22 protein-coding genes and 3 pseudogenes are annotated in these 17,613 nt (G+C 69.7%); 3 read left to right on the top strand and 22 right to left on the bottom strand.

The features are described 5' to 3' along the window. The 4 genes and pseudogenes from B3D50_RS05635 to B3D50_RS05620 form a co-directional block, all read right to left on the bottom strand. Positions 1–588: pseudogene (locus B3D50_RS05635) on the bottom strand (hypothetical protein); the annotation flags it as partial. Between the two features lie 12 nt (positions 589–600). After that, positions 601–1,065: an NlpC/P60 family protein gene (locus B3D50_RS05630; protein WP_286949997.1), complete on the bottom strand. Its 465-nt coding sequence runs from the start codon at positions 1,063–1,065 to the stop codon at positions 601–603. Next, positions 1,062–1,715, bottom strand: coding sequence for a DUF2163 domain-containing protein (locus tag B3D50_RS05625; protein WP_286949995.1), 654 nt, complete (start codon positions 1,713–1,715; stop codon positions 1,062–1,064). Before B3D50_RS05625 ends, B3D50_RS05630 begins: the two co-directional genes overlap by 4 nt. Positions 1,716–1,718: 3 nt before the next feature. After that, a pseudogene (locus tag B3D50_RS05620) lies at positions 1,719–2,329 on the bottom strand (phage distal tail protein, Rcc01695 family). Positions 2,330–2,494: 165 nt separating this feature from the next. Here B3D50_RS05620 and B3D50_RS05615 point away from each other — a divergent pair. Further along, a complete protein-coding gene (locus B3D50_RS05615) occupies positions 2,495–3,196 on the top strand; it encodes a DUF805 domain-containing protein (RefSeq protein WP_286949994.1) in 702 nt (233 codons plus the stop codon). A 57-nt stretch (positions 3,197–3,253) separates the two neighbouring features. Here the strand turns inward: B3D50_RS05615 and B3D50_RS05610 are convergent, their stop codons facing one another. The 8 genes from B3D50_RS05610 to B3D50_RS05575 form a co-directional block, all read right to left on the bottom strand. Beyond that, complete coding sequence (locus tag B3D50_RS05610) at positions 3,254–3,775, bottom strand: phage tail tape measure protein (RefSeq protein ID WP_286949992.1); 522 nt, start codon at positions 3,773–3,775, stop codon at positions 3,254–3,256. Further along, positions 3,768–3,941 (bottom strand): phage tail assembly chaperone, encoded by a 174-nt coding sequence (locus tag B3D50_RS05605; protein ID WP_286949990.1) that lies wholly within the window; start codon positions 3,939–3,941, stop codon positions 3,768–3,770. Before B3D50_RS05605 ends, B3D50_RS05610 begins: the two co-directional genes overlap by 8 nt. Further along, a complete protein-coding gene (locus B3D50_RS05600) occupies positions 3,941–4,231 on the bottom strand; it encodes a GTA-gp10 family protein (RefSeq protein WP_286949989.1) in 291 nt (96 codons plus the stop codon). Before B3D50_RS05600 ends, B3D50_RS05605 begins: the two co-directional genes overlap by 1 nt. After that, a complete protein-coding gene (locus tag B3D50_RS05595; protein ID WP_286949988.1) occupies positions 4,231–4,641 on the bottom strand; it encodes a phage major tail protein, TP901-1 family in 411 nt (136 codons plus the stop codon). Before B3D50_RS05595 ends, B3D50_RS05600 begins: the two co-directional genes overlap by 1 nt. A 1-nt stretch (position 4,642) precedes the next feature. Then, on the bottom strand, positions 4,643–5,050 hold the full coding sequence (locus B3D50_RS05590; RefSeq protein WP_286949987.1) for a DUF3168 domain-containing protein: 408 nt from the start codon (positions 5,048–5,050) through the stop codon (positions 4,643–4,645). Further along, positions 5,047–5,364: a phage head completion protein gene (locus B3D50_RS05585; RefSeq protein WP_286949986.1), complete on the bottom strand. Its 318-nt coding sequence runs from the start codon at positions 5,362–5,364 to the stop codon at positions 5,047–5,049. Before B3D50_RS05585 ends, B3D50_RS05590 begins: the two co-directional genes overlap by 4 nt. After that, positions 5,361–5,627 carry a head-tail connector protein gene (locus B3D50_RS05580; protein ID WP_286949985.1) on the bottom strand — a complete coding sequence of 89 codons (267 nt, stop codon included), beginning with the start codon at positions 5,625–5,627 and terminating at the stop codon, positions 5,361–5,363. Before B3D50_RS05580 ends, B3D50_RS05585 begins: the two co-directional genes overlap by 4 nt. Before the next feature lie 159 nt (positions 5,628–5,786). Then, positions 5,787–7,013: a phage major capsid protein gene (locus B3D50_RS05575; protein ID WP_286949983.1), complete on the bottom strand. Its 1,227-nt coding sequence runs from the start codon at positions 7,011–7,013 to the stop codon at positions 5,787–5,789. A gap of 127 nt (positions 7,014–7,140) precedes the next feature. On the opposite strand from B3D50_RS05575, the gene B3D50_RS05570 reads away from it, so the two are divergent. Then, positions 7,141–7,572, top strand: a complete 432-nt coding sequence (locus B3D50_RS05570; protein ID WP_286949982.1) for a hypothetical protein — start codon at positions 7,141–7,143, stop codon at positions 7,570–7,572. A gap of 38 nt (positions 7,573–7,610) precedes the next feature. On the opposite strand, the gene B3D50_RS05565 is transcribed toward B3D50_RS05570, so the two are convergent. From B3D50_RS05565 to B3D50_RS05520, 10 genes and pseudogenes are all read right to left on the bottom strand, one after another. Then, positions 7,611–7,754: a hypothetical protein gene (locus tag B3D50_RS05565; RefSeq protein WP_269299254.1), complete on the bottom strand. Its 144-nt coding sequence runs from the start codon at positions 7,752–7,754 to the stop codon at positions 7,611–7,613. 52 nt (positions 7,755–7,806) lie between these two features. After that, positions 7,807–8,211, bottom strand: a pseudogene (locus B3D50_RS05560) (HK97 family phage prohead protease); the annotation flags it as partial. Between the two features lie 146 nt (positions 8,212–8,357). After that, positions 8,358–8,573 (bottom strand): hypothetical protein, encoded by a 216-nt coding sequence (locus tag B3D50_RS05555; RefSeq protein WP_269299252.1) that lies wholly within the window; start codon positions 8,571–8,573, stop codon positions 8,358–8,360. Between the two features lie 8 nt (positions 8,574–8,581). Further along, positions 8,582–9,760, bottom strand: coding sequence for a phage portal protein (locus B3D50_RS05550; RefSeq protein WP_286950011.1), 1,179 nt, complete (start codon positions 9,758–9,760; stop codon positions 8,582–8,584). A gap of 172 nt (positions 9,761–9,932) precedes the next feature. After that, on the bottom strand, positions 9,933–11,177 hold the full coding sequence (locus B3D50_RS05545; protein ID WP_286949980.1) for a DNA-packaging protein: 1,245 nt from the start codon (positions 11,175–11,177) through the stop codon (positions 9,933–9,935). Next, complete coding sequence (locus B3D50_RS05540; protein ID WP_286949978.1) at positions 11,077–11,532, bottom strand: hypothetical protein; 456 nt, start codon at positions 11,530–11,532, stop codon at positions 11,077–11,079. Before B3D50_RS05540 ends, B3D50_RS05545 begins: the two co-directional genes overlap by 101 nt. Positions 11,533–11,653: 121 nt before the next feature. Then, positions 11,654–14,005, bottom strand: a complete 2,352-nt coding sequence (locus tag B3D50_RS05535) for a PAS domain-containing protein (RefSeq protein ID WP_286949977.1) — start codon at positions 14,003–14,005, stop codon at positions 11,654–11,656. 90 nt (positions 14,006–14,095) lie between these two features. Next, positions 14,096–14,575, bottom strand: a complete 480-nt coding sequence (locus B3D50_RS05530) for a YcgN family cysteine cluster protein (protein ID WP_128720557.1) — start codon at positions 14,573–14,575, stop codon at positions 14,096–14,098. A gap of 40 nt (positions 14,576–14,615) precedes the next feature. Next, positions 14,616–14,954, bottom strand: a complete 339-nt coding sequence (locus B3D50_RS05525; protein ID WP_286949976.1) for a DMT family transporter — start codon at positions 14,952–14,954, stop codon at positions 14,616–14,618. Further along, complete coding sequence (locus B3D50_RS05520) at positions 14,951–15,541, bottom strand: TetR/AcrR family transcriptional regulator (protein ID WP_286949975.1); 591 nt, start codon at positions 15,539–15,541, stop codon at positions 14,951–14,953. Before B3D50_RS05520 ends, B3D50_RS05525 begins: the two co-directional genes overlap by 4 nt. A 99-nt stretch (positions 15,542–15,640) precedes the next feature. On the opposite strand from B3D50_RS05520, the gene B3D50_RS05515 reads away from it, so the two are divergent. Further along, positions 15,641–17,464, top strand: coding sequence for an ABC-F family ATP-binding cassette domain-containing protein (locus B3D50_RS05515; protein WP_286949974.1), 1,824 nt, complete (start codon positions 15,641–15,643; stop codon positions 17,462–17,464). The last annotated feature ends 149 nt before the right edge of the window (positions 17,465–17,613 follow it).

Raw genomic sequence — 17,613 nt, 5'->3', positions numbered from 1 at the left:
GTTGTACGGCGTGACGGGGGTGAACTCGAAGCGGCGGGGGTCGAAGGCGTGGGGGTCACGCCAGAGGCGGGGGGTCCTGGTTGGTTCCCCCACGCCGCGGGACAACCCCCCGCCCCCGGGGGGCCCCCCCCCCCCCCCCCCGATGGCCCCGGGGGGGGGGGGGCCCTGGGTCCCGCGATGCACCCGCCCCCCCCCCCCCGCCATATCCATCGGCTGACCGTCAGCCCAGACCCGGCCGATCCCGTCGATCGGCCCCTCGCACAGGGCCACGGCGAAACTCAGCGAATAGGCGTAGTCGACCGTCTTCTGACCGCCCTTGCCGCCCGACCGCTTCTCCTTGCGCTCCAGAAAGCGCGCCGCCCAGATCACCTGCCCGACCACCCGCGCCCGGCCGAAGACACAGGCCATCGGCGCCCCCTCGGCCGAGGATTGCAGCTTCAGCCCCTCCAGCCTCGGCCCGACCTGCCGCGCGGGCGACAGGCCGGCGACCAGCCAGTTGTCCGCCGCCCGTCCCAGGGCTGCGCCGATGAAGCCCCCGACCGGCCCGCCCAGCGCCGACCCGATCCCGCCCAGAACGACCTGCGCCATGCCTGCTCCTTCTTAGAAATTCGGCCAGCGAAACGCCGCGACCAAACGCCTGCGCCACCACGCCCCCATCCAGCTCTCGACCACCGACCGCCCCCAATAGGCGTGGATCATCCGCCGCTCCGGCCCCCCGATGCTCTCGGAAAGCTCGGCGCTCAGGATCGCGCAGTGCTTGGCCGGACATCCCGCCGCCATGCGGAACAGCAACACGTCGCCCAGCCCCGCCTGCTCCGGCGCGATCTCCACCAACCGCCGCCTCGCCGCCGCCCACAGCATCTCCTCGCCCCCGACCTCGGCCCAGTCGGGGCGATAGGGCGGCGGCGCCTCCGGTTCCTCGCCGACCACCTCGCGCCACCCCCCGCGCACCAGGCCCAGGCAATCCGCCCCCTCGCCCTTCACGCTGGCCTGATGCCGATAGGGCGTCCCTAGCCAGCCGCGTGCGGCGGCCACCACCCGCGCGCGCCGCTCCGCACCCATCATCGTCTGCGGCTCCGCCCGTCACTGCGTCCCGCCACAGGCCGCGCCGTCAGGAAGTCCTCGCCCGGGATGTCCGGAAAGCCCTGGAAATTAACCCCGTTCCCGAACACGCCCACGCAGGTCGCCCACCGCTTGTCGCAACTACGCTCGGCCACCAACGCCGCATCCAGCCCGCAGCGCCCATCACCCAGCACCGCGTCGCAACCCCGGCCATAGGTCCGCCCGACCACCCGCTCCAGCGCCGCCATCGGCCCGTCCAGATCGGCGACAAACCGCCCGTTCTCGCGCCGGATCCGCGCCAGCCTTCCCTTCCTCAGCCGCACCCGCAGGTCCGGCCGCATCCAGTCCACGCGCCACAGTTCGACCTCGGCGGCGTCATACCGCCCCGCCGCTATGTCCTCTTCGGTGATCGCCGCATCATCCAGCCCGCCCGACGCCGACAGCGACCCCGCCGCCAGCCCGACCTCGCCGTCGCCCGCCCCGCCGGTCCAGCCGCTGGCCGCCCGGCACGCTGCGCCCTCGACCTCCAGATCGCGGTCATGGTCGGTGAAGCCCATCGCCCGCCCGTCCGCCCGCCTCAATAGCCAGACATGGCACAGCGTCGCCGCCCCGCTCTCGATGCGGGCGGCCAGTTCGTCCGGAACATTCCGCATGGCTCAGACCCGCACCTCGATCAGCGGCATGGCGACCATCCGCCCGGCGCCGAAGCTCTCCAGCGTCACCTCCATCCGGTCCGCGTCGAACCGCACCGGCACGTCGAAGGCGAAGCCCGCCGTCACCGCCGCGCCCTGCGGCGGCGGCGTCGCCAGCGTCACCCGTCCCGTCGCTGTCTCCAGATTGAAGGCCGCCGTCTCCACGCCCGCCACCGCGACCCGCACCGATCCCTCGACCGGCTTGGCGATGATCCGCCGGTGATCCCCGTAAGCCTTGCTCACTGAAAGACGCGCGTCTGCCCGTCTCCCGTCCCGATCCCCTGATCCAGCGGCGCCACGGCCGCCCCCGGCGCCCCGCTCCTGAAATCCGCAAAGTCGCGAAACCGGAACCCGTGCAGCCGCCCGCGGCGCGCTTCGAAAAACGCGGTCAGCGCCGCCATATCGTCCAGCGACCGCAACCCCGCCCCGATCAGATAGCGCCTGCGCCCATCCGCCCACGGCGTCGAGCGCCGCTCGAACCCTGACGCCAGCGTCGTGATCTCCGTCCTTCGCTCGACCCCGCCGGTCGAACCGAACGCCAGCCGCGCAGGCAGGCGCACCTCATGGAAAGCCATGCATCCTCGCTACTTTGATGTGGATTGCGTCCCGTCGCGGGACAGATTGCGAACGTTTCGCGAAAAACTTCACCTGACGGCAGTCTTCGGGTTGTCCGAACGGCCAGGCTCAGCCATGCTTTCGCCCCACCACGGCCAAGCCGTTCAACAAGACAGGAGATCCGCGTGCGCGGCGAAATTCTCAGCTATGACGACACCTCGGGCACGGGCCTGATCAGCGGCGACGACAGCATCCGCTACGGCTTCACCCGTGCGGACGTTCAGGCTGGCGGAATCGTCGCCGTCGGCGCCCGCGTCGACTTCGTGCCGGAAGGCATGGAGGCGACCCAGATCATGATCCTGGCCTCCACGGCCCCAGCCGCTGCCTTCGGCCAGGCGGCCGCCTCGCCCACGGGCGGCGCCCCGCTCGGCGCCTATGACTTCGCCACGGCCATGCTGTCCTTCAACGGCCGCCTGCGTCGCCAGCATTTCTGGATCAGCTGGCTGATCCTGCTCGGCGCCGGCGTGGTGGTGGGCTGGATTCCATTCCTCGGCCTGCTGCTGTCGCTCGCCCTGATCTGGCCGAACCTGGCCATCACGGTGAAACGTCTGCACGACATGGGCAAATCAGGCTGGTTCGCCGTCATCCCCTGGGTCGCCAACATCGTCGGCTTCATCATGATCATCGGCGCCGTCGGCACGGCCGTCATCACCAATCCGCAAGCCTTCGAGAGCGAAGATCCCTCCGTGGCCCTGTCCATGCTGGGCTCCATGATGGGCGGCCTCAGCATCATGCTGCTGGTCGGTCTGGGCTTCCTCCTCTGGATCGGCATCTCCGACAGCCAGAAGGGCGACAACAAGTACGGCCCCAATCCCAAGGGCGAATAAGATCAAAGGGCGCTCTTCGGAGCGCCTTTTTTTGTTTCGCTGCCGCTCGGCGCTTGCTCAACGCGCTCCCAGCGCCGCCGCCCGCGCCAGCATCCGTGCGATCTGCGTCTCTGACCGCAACAGCCCCTCGGCCCCGCCGTCCACCGTGACGTTGACCGTGACCCCGCTCGCCCCGCCCATGGGCTCGATCGTCCCGGCGCCCGCCGGACGGAACACTTCCGGCCCGCGCTCGCCGACTAGATAAGCGCCCCCGCCCATCACCGGCCCGCCATCCGCCCGCGCCCCGCCGAAACCGCCCAGCGCCGCCGCTATCGCCCCCGCCAGCCCGCCGCCGCGCGCGCCCGCCGCCGCATTGACCGCATTCAGCACCGCCCGCGCCAGTTCTGCCAGCGTCACCTCCCCATCCGCCGCCGCCCGCGTCAGCGACCGCGTCAGACTGGTCCCCGCGCGCCCGAAGGCGTCCTCGATCGAGGCCGCCGCCCGCTCCGCCGGCTCCTTCAGCGCCTCCAGCGCCGCCGCCGCCTCCGCCGCCTTCACCGGCACGGCGTCGATCCCGTCCGGCCTGAAACCATCAGTCATCCGGCCACATCTCCTGCATCCGCTCCAGTTCGCCGCGCCCCAGCGGCGCCGCCTGCACCGGTCCCGCCGTCAGCATCCGCCACTCCTTCAGCGACAGCCGCCAGAACCCTTCCGGCCCCACGCCCATCCGCGCCGCCACCTGCATCATCTCTCCCCACGGAGTCATCAGGCCGCCGCCGCAAAGGCCTTCGCCACCGCCTCCGCCGCCTCACGCGGATCCACTGGCGCCCTCGCCAGCCCGTCCGCCAGCGCCGCCTCGCCTCCGCCGCGTAGCAAGGCCGCCAGCACCACCATCAGATCGCGCGCCGACAGCGCCTTCATCCGCACGGCCAGCGCCGCCATCCCGGCGACGCCCAGCCCCGTTTCGATCTCGGCCAGCGCCCCCAGCGTCAGACACAGCTTCCGCTCCGCCCCCGCCAGCCTCGCCACGACCTCGCCCCGCACGCCGTTCACCATCACAGCGCCGAGAACGTCACTTCGCCCGCGCTGGCCAGGCTCAGCGCAAAACTCGCCTCGCCCTCATGCTCCCCGGCGTATTCCAGCGCCGCCACCAGGAACGGCCCCTCCAGCACCCCGAAGTCCGGCACGATCAGCCGCCATGTCTTCGCCGCCTGCTCGAAGAAGGCCTCGCGGATCAGGGCGTCCGAAGCCGCGTCGCGAAAAATCCCCTGCCCCGACACCGCCGCCGACTTCACGCCCGCCCCCGCCAGCAGTTCGCGCCACCGTCCGGCGCTGTCGCTGTCGGTCGCGTCCACCGTCTTGGCGTTCAGCGAGATCGTCCTCGCCCTCAGCCCCGCCACCGTGGTGAAAGCGCCGCCCGCGCCCTCGACCTTCAGCAGGATGTCCTTGCCCCGTTGCGCGCTCATCTCAGATTTCCTCCGTCACGGCTCTCAACCGCATCACCGCCCACGCCCGCTTCAGGTCCGGACTGCGGAACAGGTCCGTAAATGTCACCGCCACGCTGACCGCCTTCACCCCGTCCGCCTCCAGCGGCGCATCGGCGACCCGCGCCCGCACCGCCGCTGCGACGGCCCGCGCCTCCTCCAGCCCCCTGAACCGACTGGCGCAGGTCAAGGTCAGCCGCTGCTCCACCCCGCCGCCGTCGGCGTTCAGCGGCCGGCTCTCGCACCGCCCGATCACCAGATGCGGAAACCCCGCCCCGGACGGCGCTTCGTCCCACACCCGCACCGGATCGCCCAGCAGCGCCTTCAGCGCCCCATCGCCGCCCAGATACGCGATCAGCGCCTTCACCAGCGCCCCTTCATGATCCTTCATCGCATCCGCTCCAGGTTCAGTCGCACCCGGCCCGCCGCCTTCGGATCGGTCTCGATCTCGACCACGGCCCAGTTCGCCCCGCCGAAGCGCACGACCAGCCCTTCCTCCAGCCGTGGATCGGCCCGCACGGTTGCGCTCAGCGTCTCCACGCCGCGCGTCACGCCCGCTTCCGTCCGCTCGCGCCGCCTGCGCGCGCCCAGCGCCAGCCACAGCGACCCGACCGGCTCATAGCTGACCACCTGCCCGCCATAGGGGGTCTGCGCCTCAACCGGCCGCACCAGCGACGCCACCACCTTCATCGCGCCCGCGCTCACAGCCGCACCACGCGATAGGGGGCGAGCCACCCCTCGACCGGCACCGCGCTCATCTCGCCGTCGCCGCGCTCATAGGCGCGCATCACCAGCATCATCACCGCCAGCCTCAGCGGCGCCGGCGAGGTCGAGGTCAGGCTCACCCCGACCTCCCTCTCCACCCGAGCCCTGGCCGCGTCGATCAGCGTCTGGATCAACCCGTCCTCCGCCTCATGCTCGACACGCAGGAACAGCTTCGCCTCCGTGAGGCTCACGGGTGCGCTCATTCAAATCTCCCTATGTTCCATTGCCTTCTCCCCTTGTGGGAGAAGGTGGCCGCCGAAGGCGGACGGATGAGGGGTCTTGCGCCCGCGACACCCCTCACCCTCCCACCGCTCACGCGGCGGGCTCCTCCCTCTCCCACAAGGGAAGGGGGCGCTCGTTCGTCAGCTCGCCGCGAACTTCATCAGCTTGATCGCGTCGAAGTTCTGCACCCCGCCGCCGACACGCTTGGTCGTGTAGAACAGCACATAGGGCTTGGCCGAATAAGGATCGCGCAGCACCCGCACCCCCGCGCGATCCACGATCAGATAGCCGCGCGCAAAGTCCCCGAACGCGATCGACAGACTGTTCGCCGCCACATCCGGCATCGTCTCGATCTCGGTGACCGGATAGCCCAGCAGACTGGCCGTCTCGCCCGGCCGCGTCGCCGGCGACCAGACATAGTTCCCATCCGCGTCCTTGAACTTCCGCACCGCCGAGACCGTGCGCCGGTTCATCACGAAACGCCCGTTCGGCCGATACTGGGCCTTGGGCGCATAGATCAGGTCGATCAGCTTATCGACCGGACTGGCGCTGGCGAAGGCCCCCGCCGCGCCCGACGCCACCGTGCCGATCTGGCCCCAGGTCTGCGTCCCCTCGGTCGCCGTGGCGTAGGCCAGGAAGCCCTTGGGCTTGTTGACCCCGTCGCCGCTGACGAAGGCCGCCGTCTCCTGCGCCGCAAAGGCGTCCTCGACCTCGGCCGCCAGCCATTCGTCCAGGTCGATCAGGGCGTCGTCCAGCAGGCTCTGTGTCGCCGCCGGACAGGCGTAGAGATCCGCCGACGAGAACTCCAGCAGCGCCAGCGTCGCCGGGTCCGTCTCGGGCCTGGCCGCCGTCTCGGCGACCCAGCCAGCCTGCACGCCCGCCGTCGACACCGGCTTCCTGAACACGCCCGACCCGACCGTGCGCACCGTGGCGATCTCGCGCATCGGCGACCCCGCCATCAGGCGTCGCTCGATCGCGCGCTCCGTCTCCGGCGGCACGACATAGCCCGCGGAGTTCGACGCCGACGACAGCCCCGCCTTCAGCTCCAGCCCATGCGAGGCGCCCGACTTCATATAGCCGTCCCACGCCGCCTTGGCCTCCGGCGCCGCGACCACAGCGGGCGGCTCGGCGCCCAGCATCGGACGGCGGCCCTCGCTCAACACCCGGTCCATGCGCGCCTGCGCCTGAGCCACCGCCTGATCGATGCGCGCCACCTTCTCCTCCAGCAGCGCATCGGCCGAAGCCTTCTTCTCGATCTCGTCCAGACGGGCGTCGTTCGCCCCTTTGAACGCCTCGAACGCGGCCATCATCTCATGCATGGCGGCGCGCGCCTCGGGCGTGCCCGAGACGGTCTTGATCTCTTTCATGGTCTCTCCAGAAAAATGCGCGACCGTCCTGCGGCGCGCCGTCAACCGGGCCAGGCCCGGAACGGGTGCGATCCTTCGTGCATCCGGGGAACCGTGCTACGCCGTCCTCGGATCAAGGAATGGATCAATGTTCAAGATCGCCGTCGCCGCCCTGTCAGCGGTTGGGGTCATGTCATGCACGGCGCATGACGCTTCGGCTCAACGCCCCTCCGCCGCCTCGTCGTCAGAGACGCCGCGCCTCTCGCCGGGCCAGGGGCGCCTTTCGGCCTACACCTCGATCAATCTGCGGATGTTCGAGACCCTCGGCGCCTGCGAGCATCTCAATCGCGACGGCGCCGGCGATCAGGCTTTCGCGGCCCACGTCCGCCGCCACGCCCCGACCGCGGACCAGGCCGAACGCCGCGCCCTCCGGGAAGCCTATGACAGAGGCCGCAGCCCCGCCGTCGCCTCGCGCCAGACGCCCGAAACCTGCGCCGTCGCCCTGCGCGGCTACCACCAGGAATCGCCCGGCCTGCACGGCCGTCGCGACGACCGCCCCCTCGCCTCGCCCAAGCTCTGAACCATGCAGATCGTCTGCCTGGCCGGCCGCTAGGTCCGCTACGACTTGCGGTTCAGCTTCACCAGGCCGAACCCCACGGCGAAGCCCAACAGCAGGCCTATGGCCATGTTGTCGATCAGCGCGCCCAGGATGATGCCTCCGCACACGCCCAGAACAAAGGTTCCGCCGCTCTTCTTGTCCATCGCCCCCTCCCGCCCTGCGAAGGCCGCATCAGCCTTCGCAGGGCCGAAGTCGTCAATCTGTTTTCGCTCTGAACCGCGCGCCCGGCAGCATCGGAAACGTCACCAGCGACACCTCCCACAACTCCGCCCGGCTCAGCACCCTTAAGCGCCCGTCGCGCCGCGCCTTCATCGCGCGAAAGCCGATCGACAGCCCGTCCAGCGCCCCGGCCCGCGTCAGGGCGGCTGCATAGCGGGCCTCGGCGGACCAGTCCTCGATCCGCCCCTCGACCCACAGGCCGCGCTCGTCCTCGACCATCCGGTCCCAGATGCCGACCACCGCGCGGCTTTCATGCTGATGCAGCATCCGTACCCCGCCCGCCCCGGTCTTCGCCAGACTGTCCTCGAAGACCCCGCGCGCCGTCACGTCGCCGTTCAGATCGGCCACGCCCCACAGCGAAGCGTAGCCAGCGATGAATAGCGTCCCTCTCCCCTTGCGGGAGAGGGAGACCGCGCACGGCGGCGCAGCCGTCGTCCTCGCGCGGTCGGGTGAGGGGTCGCGCAACCCCTCATCCGGCCCTTCGGGCCACCTTCTCCCACAAGGGGAGAAGGACGAGCGCTTCCCCATCACTTCCCCTCCAACTGTCGCTCGATCCGCTCGACGGCCGCGCGCACGGCCTCGCCCTGCGCCTCCAGCCGCGCCAGCCGCTCGGCGACCAGTCTCTGCTCGTCCACCCGCTGCTCCAGAGTCGCGATCCGCGCCGCCGCCCCGCCCGCCCACACCAGGCCGCCGACCGTCTGCACCAGCAGGGCGGCGATCAGGGCGACGGGCATCTTCTTCATCGCCTCCATCACGCCTCCACCCCGGCCATCCGGCGCCGTTCCTCGTCGGTCAGGAAGCTCGCCGCATTCAGCCGCGCCCACAGCGCATCCCGCTCGACCTGCAGGGCCGGAACCGCATCCAGGTCCGGCTCTATTCGGCAATCGACGAAGCGGCTCCCCAGCCACCCTGTCATCGCCCCCGCCGCCTTCCTCACCAGCGGGATCACCGTCCCGCGCCAGAAGGCCGCGTTCGCCTCGCGATAGTTGGCGTAGGTCGCATCCCCCGGTATCCCCAGCAGCTGCGGCGGCACCCCGAAGGCCAGTGCGATCTCCCGCGCCGCTGCATGTTTGCCGGCGATGAAGTCCATGTCGTGCGGCGTCAGGCTCATCGGTTTCCAGTCCAGCCCGCCTTCCAGCAACAGCGGCCGCCCGGCGTTGCGCGCCCCGGCATGGGCCTCGCCCAGCTCCGCCTTCAGCGCCTCGAACTGGTCCGCCGTCAGCCGCTCCCCGTCCTTCGACCCATAGACCAACGCCCCCGACGGCCGCGCCGCATTGTCCAGCAGCGCCTTGTTCCAAGCCCCCGACGCATTGTGCACGTCGATGGCGAAGGCCGCCGCCTCCAGCGGCGAAAATCCGTAATGATCGTCCGTCGGATGAAACAGCTTCAGATGCATGACCGGCGACCAGCCGTCGCCATGCCGCCCGATCCGCACCGACCGCCCGCCGACCGCATACTCACAGGCTTCCGGCCAACCCGCCCGTCCCGGCACCACCTTCACCCGGTCCGGCCGCAACGCCCACAGCTCATCCGGCGCCCCGTCTCCGTCAGCGTCGCCCGTCGCCTCGACATAGGCGTTGCCCGCCGTCTGCAGTGCGCCGTACAGCGCTTCCATCAACTCCCCGCCCGACTGCTCAGGATTGGGCTTGTCGATCAGCCGCGCCAGCGGATGCTCCGCGCTCCGCACGCCCCCGACCATGACCATCAACGGCGTCGAGGCCGCCGACTCCGTGATCATCCGCACGCAGCGATAGGCCACGGCGTTCTTGCCGAACCCTTCTTCAGCCAAGTGCGCGTAATCGCGCGGCGTCCACCGCGCTCGCCCCGCGCCCGTCAGGGCGATCAACGGCCCCGCGCGGCTATCCTTGATTTCGGGCGCAGCAACACGCCGCCGACCGAACGGTCGTCGCCAATCCATATGGTTCTCCATCATCTCTTCCCCTTCTCCCCTTGTGGGAGAAGGTGGCAGCCCTCGGGCTTGACCCGGGGGCTGACGGATGAGGGGTTGCGCCGCCGCTTGCCCTTATCCGGCGGTCGCCGTCGCAAAACCCCTCATCCGGCCCTACCGGTCCACCTTCTCCCACAAGGGGAGAAGGATCAGATCACAACGCCCGCAATCTCGGCTGCGTCTTCCCGGCCAGCAGCAGGTGCGTCAGCGCCCAGACCAGCGCATCCGCCCGATCCGGGCTCTTGCCCCCCGGCGTCTCGCTGCCCAGCGCCATCATCTCTTCCTCCAGCGCCGGAAACGCGCCGCAGTGGACCACCCGACCCTGTTCGTAGAGCGCCGCCACCGGCTCGGCCCGCGCCTTCTTCGACCTGCTGGCGTGCACCAGCTTCACCTGCGCCGGACAGTCCGCCTGCCCCAGCAGGGTCCGCACCATCTCCCCGCCCTGATTGGCCTCAGCCAGCACCAGGTCGGCCTCGAACTCCCGCGCCGTCTCGGCTGCGCGCCGCGCCCAGCCCGCAGGCGAAAGCCCCCGCGCCGAGCGATCCGCCAGCACATAGCCCGTCCTGTCCCTGCGCCCCGCCGCCACGATCCCGCAGGCGTCGCCGTGGGCGCTGGCGGGCGGATCGACCGCCACCACCACCCGCTCGAACTTCGCCGGACGCCCGCCCCGCGCCCGCGCCAAATCCTCGGCCTGGAACAGGGCGCCGTCGGCCTCGACCACCAGCCCCTCCATCTCCTGCGCCTCCAGCCGCGTCCCGGCGTAGAGCGCCTGCAGATGCCCCAGAAACCCCGGCGCCAGATGGGCCGCATTGTCCTTCGTCGCCAGCCGCGCCTTCACCACCCCCGGCTCGGCCAGCAACCGCCGCAGCGCCGGAATCGGACGCGGCGTCGTGGTGATCGCCAGCTTGGGATCCGCCCCCAGCCGCAGCCCGAACCTCAGGTTCGACAGCGTCGCCTCGATGTTCCTCCAGGCGCAGAACTCATCCGCCCAGGCCGCATGAAACTGCGGCCCGCGCAGACTGTCCGGGTCTTCGGCTGAAAACGCATAGGCCGCCGCGCCCGAGGGCCAGACCAGCCTGCGCCGCCCCGTCTCCCAGCGCGGCCGGTTGTCGCCCGGCGCCTGCGCCTTCAGCCCCGACGGCCCCTCGACCATCACCTCGCGCACGTCGTGCAGCGCCGGCCCCACCAGGGCGAAGGTGCGATCCTCCGCCTTGGCCAGTTCGTTCATCCAGAACCCGCCCGCGAAGGTCTTGCCCGACCCGCGCCCGCCCAGCAGCACCCAGGTCCGCCAATCCGTATCAGGCGGCGGCCAGACCTGGTCGTCGTTCAGCCTCGGCGTCGCTTTCAGCAGCCGCAGCAGCTCCTCGCGCGTCGCCTGTTCCAGCCTCCGTCGCGCCAAATCCCTTGCGCTCGGCGACCCCGAGAAGATGATCGAGACGAGACTCGAGCTCTGCCCGCACCGCCCGTTCTTCATCGTCGCTGAGTTCACGATCGTCTTCGCTCATTCCGTCCTCTTCAGGGTCGCGAGGCTTTCGAGGGGGCGAGGCCGCCAGGGCCGCCACAGCCTTGGCCGTGCGGGCCAGCACGCCGATGGCGCGCCCCCGCTTCTCGGCCTCGGCCACATCGGCCGGCGGCTCCGCCGCGGCCACCACGGCGATCGCTTCGTCGGTCAGCTGCATCAGCCGCCCCAGCGCCCCGTCCAGCCACTGTGCGACCGCCGCCGCCCGCTCCGTCTCGTCCCCTTTTCCCGCCATGACCGAACCATAGCGGACCAGCGTCCTCAGGCTGGCGAACAGCCTCCAAAACCTCGCAAAGCCAGGAATTTACAGGGATCGGCGCCCCCGGCTGCGATAGCCGGGACGAGATGGCCTTCGCCTATACCGCCATCGCGGGCGGCTGGTCGCAGGACAGCCACCGCGTCAGGGCGGCGGCCAGTTCGGCGATCTGGATCGGCTTAGCCAGGTGGCCGTCCATCCCCGCCTCCAGACAGCGCACCACCTGCTCCGACTGGACGTTGGCCGTCAGCGCCAGGATCGGCGTCCGTCGCCCGGTCCCCGCCTGCATCCGGCGGATTTCGCGCGTGGCCTGCAGCCCGTCCATGACCGGCATGTGCACATCCATCAGCACCAGGTCATAGGCGCCCGAATGCACCGCATGGACCGCTTCGGCGCCGTCGGCGACGGCCTCGACCTCCAGCCCCAGATTTCTCAGGATGGCGCTGACCAGTTCACGGTTCGCCGCCGCGTCGTCGGCCATCAGCACCCGCCCGCAGATCGCAGAGTCGGTCGCCTGTCCCTGACGCGTCTCGACCGCATCGTTCTCGGCCTCGGCCACAGCCAGCGGCGCCTCGAACCAGAAGGTCGAGCCCTGTCCCGGCGTGCTGTCCACCCCGATCTCCCCGCCCATCAGTTCGACCAGACGGCGCGAGATCGCCAGCCCCAGCCCCGTCCCGCCATAGACCCGCGTCGTCGAGGCGTCGGCCTGGGTGAAGCGATGGAACAGTTCGCTGATTTTTTCCGGCGGTATGCCGATGCCGGTGTCGCTGACCGCCGCTCGCATCCGCCACAGACCGTTCTCGTCGAACCGTCCGTCCAGCGTCAACGTCACCTCGCCCCGCGCCGTGAACTTCACCGCATTGGACAGGAAGTTCAGCATCACCTGGCGCAGTCGCCCCTTGTCGCCGGTCAGGCGCGCGGGCGTATCGGCGGCCACCACCACCCGCAGGATCAGCCCCTTGAGCGAGCACTGGCTCTCGATGATGGCGGCGGCGCCGTCCACCAGGGCCCGCGTATCGAACGGCTCGGGGTCCATCTCGATGGCGTCGGCTTCCAGCTTGGAATAGTCGAGAATGTCGTTGATGACGCCCAACAGGGCCTCCGACGCCGTGGCGATGCGCTCGACATAGATGCGCTCTTCCGGCGGCAGATGCTCCGAGCCCTGCAACAGACCGGAAAAGCCGATGACGCTGGTCAGCGGCGTCCGCAGTTCATGGCTCATGTTCGCCAGGAATTCGCTCTTGGCCTTCACCGCCGCCTCGGCGGCCTCCTTGGCCTCCAGCACCTCGGCCTCCAGCGTCTTGCGCTGGGTCATGTCGCGGATCACCACCACCACGTCATCGACCTGGCCGTGCTCGTCCTTCAGGGCCTTGAAGGTGCATTCGACCCAGACGGTCTCGCCGTTCTTGTGCACCGCCCGGTGCTCCAGGCGAGTCGGCTCGCCGGTCTTCACCGCCTTGCCGATGGCGCCCAGCACCAGATGGCGGTCCTCGGGGTGGACATAGTCGGTCGACTGGCCGCTCATCTCCTCGTACGTCCAGCCCAGAAGCTGCTGGATCGCCGGCGAGATGTATTTGCTCGACCCGTCCATCTTGACCCGGGTGATGACGTCGCCGGTGTTCTCGGCCAGCAGGCGATAGCGCCGCTCATTGGTCTGCGCCGCCCGCAAAAGCCGCTCGCGCTCGGTCACGTCCTGCAGCACGCCGAACAGGGCGATCACCCGGCCGGTGGCGTCCTTCTCGGTCGCCCCCTCGGCCGCCACGACGCGCTCGACGCCGTCGGCCCCGACCAGCCTCAACTTGAAGGTATAGCCCTCGCCCGTCTTCAGCGCCCGCTCGACCAGGCGCTGAATCTCCGCGCGGTCGTCTTCGTGATAGTGGCTGAACACGTCCTCCAGCTTGGGCGAGAAGGCGCCCGGCGCGATCGCGTGGATGCGATAGATCTCGTCCGACCAGGTCACGGCCCCCGTCGCGATTTCATAGCGCCAGCGCCCGACCCCGACCATGTCCTCAGCCAGCCGCAGCGTCTCCAGACGCGCCGCCTCCTGCCGCATGGCCTCGGCGTGCTCCATCAGTTCGCCCGCCAGACCGGCCAGTTCGCGGATCAGTCGCAGCTCCGTCTCCGTCGGCGCAGGGCGCGGCTTGACGTCCATCACGCCGATGGCGCCCGCCGGGCGGCCGTCGCCCCCGCACACCGTGGCCCCCAGGAAGAAACGCACCCGCGGCTCGCCCGTCACCATCGGATGATCGCGATAGACCGGATGCTCCAGCGCGTCCTCGACCACAGCCACGGCGTCGGGGCCCAGGCTCGCCAGGGCGTGGCTGACGCTGCTCATGCGCGGAATGCTGATCTCATCCAGACCCACGCCGGACAGAAAGACGGCGCGGTCTTCGTCCAGCACGGTGATCATGGCGTGAGGCGCGCGGAACGCCGCGCAGGCGATCGCCGTCAACCGGTCAAACGCATCCCGCGCGCCGGTCTTCGCCCTCTTTTGTGCTGCGACAATGCCCATCGACCCCCGTCCTACCCCCCTGCGGACGAATTATTCGTTAGCAGAGCCGCGTTCGCCCATCCACTCCGGAGCCTCGAACTCCAGCGCGTCCTCCGGCTCCTTCAACGCCAGCTCCGAAACCGTCTGGCGCCGCACCGAGACCCCGGCCGTGTGCACCGTCTCCGGGTCGCCGGACACCAGCGGGTGCCACCAGGCCAGCGTCCGCCCTTCATGCAGCCGACGATAGGCGCACGACAGAGGCATCCACTTCAGCCGCTCGATGTTGTCCGGCGTCAGTTGCACGCAGTCCGGCACCTCGGCCTGGCGCCGAGCGTAGTCGGTGCAGGTGCAACGGTCCGGGTCGAACAGCTTGCAGTGCACCCGCGTCGGGATGATCTGCCCCGTATCCTCGTCCTCGAAACGGATGACGCAGCACAGGCCGCAGCCGTCGCACAGGCTCTCCCACTCGGACGGAGACATCTCCGCCAGGGTCTTGGTTTCCCAGAAAGGCTTGGGCGAGGTGGAATTCATGGGCGCGCCTATACGCCCCAAATCCCCATCTGTCGCGGTTTCAGTGACTAACGCTCTTGGAGAAGAGGTTGATCACCACCACCCCGCCGATGATCAGCGCCAGGCCGATGATCGCCGGAAGGTCCAGCTTCTGCTTGAACAGGAACAGGCCGATCACCGAGATCAGCACAACCCCCAGCCCGCTCCAGATCGCATAGGCCAGCCCCACCGGCATCTGCTTCAGCGCCAGGGTCAGCAGGTAGAAGGCGACGCCGTAACACACCGCCAGTCCCGCCGTCGGCAGCGGTTTGGTGAACTGCTGCGACTGCTGCAGCAGGGTCGTCCCCATCACTTCGAAACCGATCGCTCCAAGCAGGGCCAGCCACGTCGTCGGGCTCATTCAGCGCCCTCGCCATAGGCGTCCGTCAGCAGACTGCCCGGCGTCAGCAGCGACAGCAGGGCCTTTCTCTGCTCTGGCGACACCTCATGCGTTCCGAACAGGTCGCTCATCCACAGACCGTCGGCGATCAGACGCAGCATCAGGGCGTCGTCCTTGCCGGCCAGGTCTTCAGGGTCGTCCGCCGCCAGCATCCGCATCGCCGCCCGCCAGCGCGGGATCAGGAGCGGCTCGATGGCGCATGCGGCCAGGGCGGCGCGGCCGATGCTGAAGTCGCGCTCTGTCGCGGGTTCGCTAACAATCGTCCGCAGATAGGCCCGGGCGTTGCGGCCATAGGGGTTGGGATCGCGCGCCGCCTCGGCCAGCACCGCCGCCGTCATTTCGGACGCCAGATGGTCGATCACCCCCTCCAGCAGGGCCAGCTTGTTGGGGAAGTGATGCAGCAAGGCCCCCTTGCTGAACGGCAGGCGCGCCACCACCGCATCCAGCGTCACCCCCATGGCCCCCTGGTCTGCGGCGATCTCGATGGCCATGTCGATGATCTGGCGGCGGGTGTCTTCAGGCTTGCGGCGGGTCGATTGAGCGTTCATGCAAAGCGACATACCGTCTGGACGGTTTCATGTAAATCCTGAACTATTGGCCCTCGCCCCCCGGTCCGCGCTATAGGCGTCGCCTCCCTTTTCGGACTGGTGTTCATGGCCGCTCGCCCCCCTCTCGTCGCCCTCAAGGATGTCCGCCTTCAGGACGGCCCCCGCCCGCTGTTCGACGGCGTCGACATGGCGATGGAGCCACGCAGCCGCGCCGCCCTGGTCGGCCGCAACGGGGCGGGCAAGTCCACCCTGATGAAGGTGGTCATGGGCCTGATCGAACCGGACTCCGGCGACCGCTCGGTCCAGGCCGGCACCCGCTTCGCCTATGTTCCTCAGGAGCCGGTCATCACCGGCGAGACCCTGGCCGACTACGCCGCCTCCGGCGAGGCCGAGCGCTGGACCGCCGAAAGCTGGCTGGAGACCTTCGGCCTCGACCCCGCCAAGTCGACGCAAGGCCTCTCGGGGGGCGAGATTCGCCGCGCCGCCCTCGCCAAGGCCTTCGCCGAAGAGCCGGACCTGCTGCTGCTGGACGAGCCGACCAACCACCTCGACATCCTGGCCATCGAACTGCTGGAGAACGAGCTGATCCAGGCCCGTTTCGCCCTGCTGGTGGTCAGCCACGACCGCGCCTTCCTGAACCGCGTCACCGACACCGTCCACTGGCTGGAAGGCCGCAAGGTGCGCACCCTCAACAAGGGCTTCGTCGAGTTCGACGACTGGGCCGCCAAGGTCATGGAGGAAGAGGCCGAATCCCTGCGCCGCCTGACCAAACGCATCGAGGCCGAGACCTACACCTTCTACCGCTCCATCACCGCCCAGCGCACCCGCAACGAGGGCCGCGCCCGCGCCCTGCAGCAGATGCGTCTGGACCGGGCCGAACGGGTCAGGGATCTGCCGCGCGAACTGAACCTCGGCGTCGATTCCGGCGCCGTCTCGGGCAAGCTGGTCGCCGACATCAAGGGCGTCAGCAAGGCGTTCGGCGACCGGACCATCTTCAAGAACCTGACCACCCGCATCATCCGCGGCGACCGTCTGGCCATCGTCGGCCCCAACGGCGCGGGCAAGACCACCCTGGTCAAGGTGCTGCTGGGCGAACTGGCCCCGGACGAGGGAACGGTCCGCATGGGCGCCAACCTCGAACCCCTCTACCTCGACCAGTCGCGCGAGGGGCTGAAGTCGGACATGACCCTGTGGGACGCCCTGACGCCGGGCGGCGGCGACAGCATCCTGGTGCGCGGCCGCTCCATGCACGTCGCCGCCTACGCCAAGGACTTCCTGTTCCAGGAAGCCCAACTGAAACAGCCCATCTCCACCCTGTCGGGCGGCGAGCGCAACCGCCTTCTGCTGGCGCGGGCGCTGGCCCAGCCCGCCAATCTCCTGATCCTCGACGAGCCGACCAACGACCTCGACATGGACACGCTGGAGAAGCTGGAGGAGCTGCTTGAATCCTACGACGGCACCCTGATCCTGGTGTCGCACGATCGCGATTTCGTCGACCGTCTGGCCACCTCGACCATCGCCCTGAACGGCCGCGGCGACGTGGTCGAGACCCCCGGCGGCTGGCAGGACTTCCTGCGCCAGAACCCCGGCTTCCTCGCCCCGCCCCCGACCCACGCCGACAGCGCGCCCACAGGGGCGCGTCGGGTCGAGAAGGCGGAGCCTTCTGACCGCGCCCCCAAGAAACAGGCCAAGCTCTCCTACAAGGACGCCCGCCGCCTGGAGGAGGTCGAGAAGCTGATGGAGACCCTGCCGGCCGAGATCGCCCGGCAGGACGCGCTTCTGGCCGACCCCGACCTCTATGGGCGCGACCCCGCCGCCTTCGACCGCGCCATGAAGGCCGCCGAAAAGGCCCGCGCCGAGCTGGAGGCCGCCGAGCTGGACTGGCTGGAGCTGGAAGAAAAGAAGGCCGCCCTGGCAAGCTGACGAACGCGCGGCGCCTCGCCGCACATTCTTCGTCAAATCGCTCCGTATCCAGCCAAGCCTTCCGCGATAAGGGCGGAACCCACGGTTTACATTCGTCCCCGCTTGTCGCCTCATTCCAAGCTGGGCGGCGTCGTTCGCGCGCCCGGCTC

The sequence above is a fragment of the Brevundimonas sp. UBA7507 genome (assembly GCF_002478355.1).
GTDB lineage: Bacteria > Pseudomonadota > Alphaproteobacteria > Caulobacterales > Caulobacteraceae > Brevundimonas > Brevundimonas diminuta_D.
This window is presented reverse-complemented; position numbering and strand designations above follow the sequence as displayed.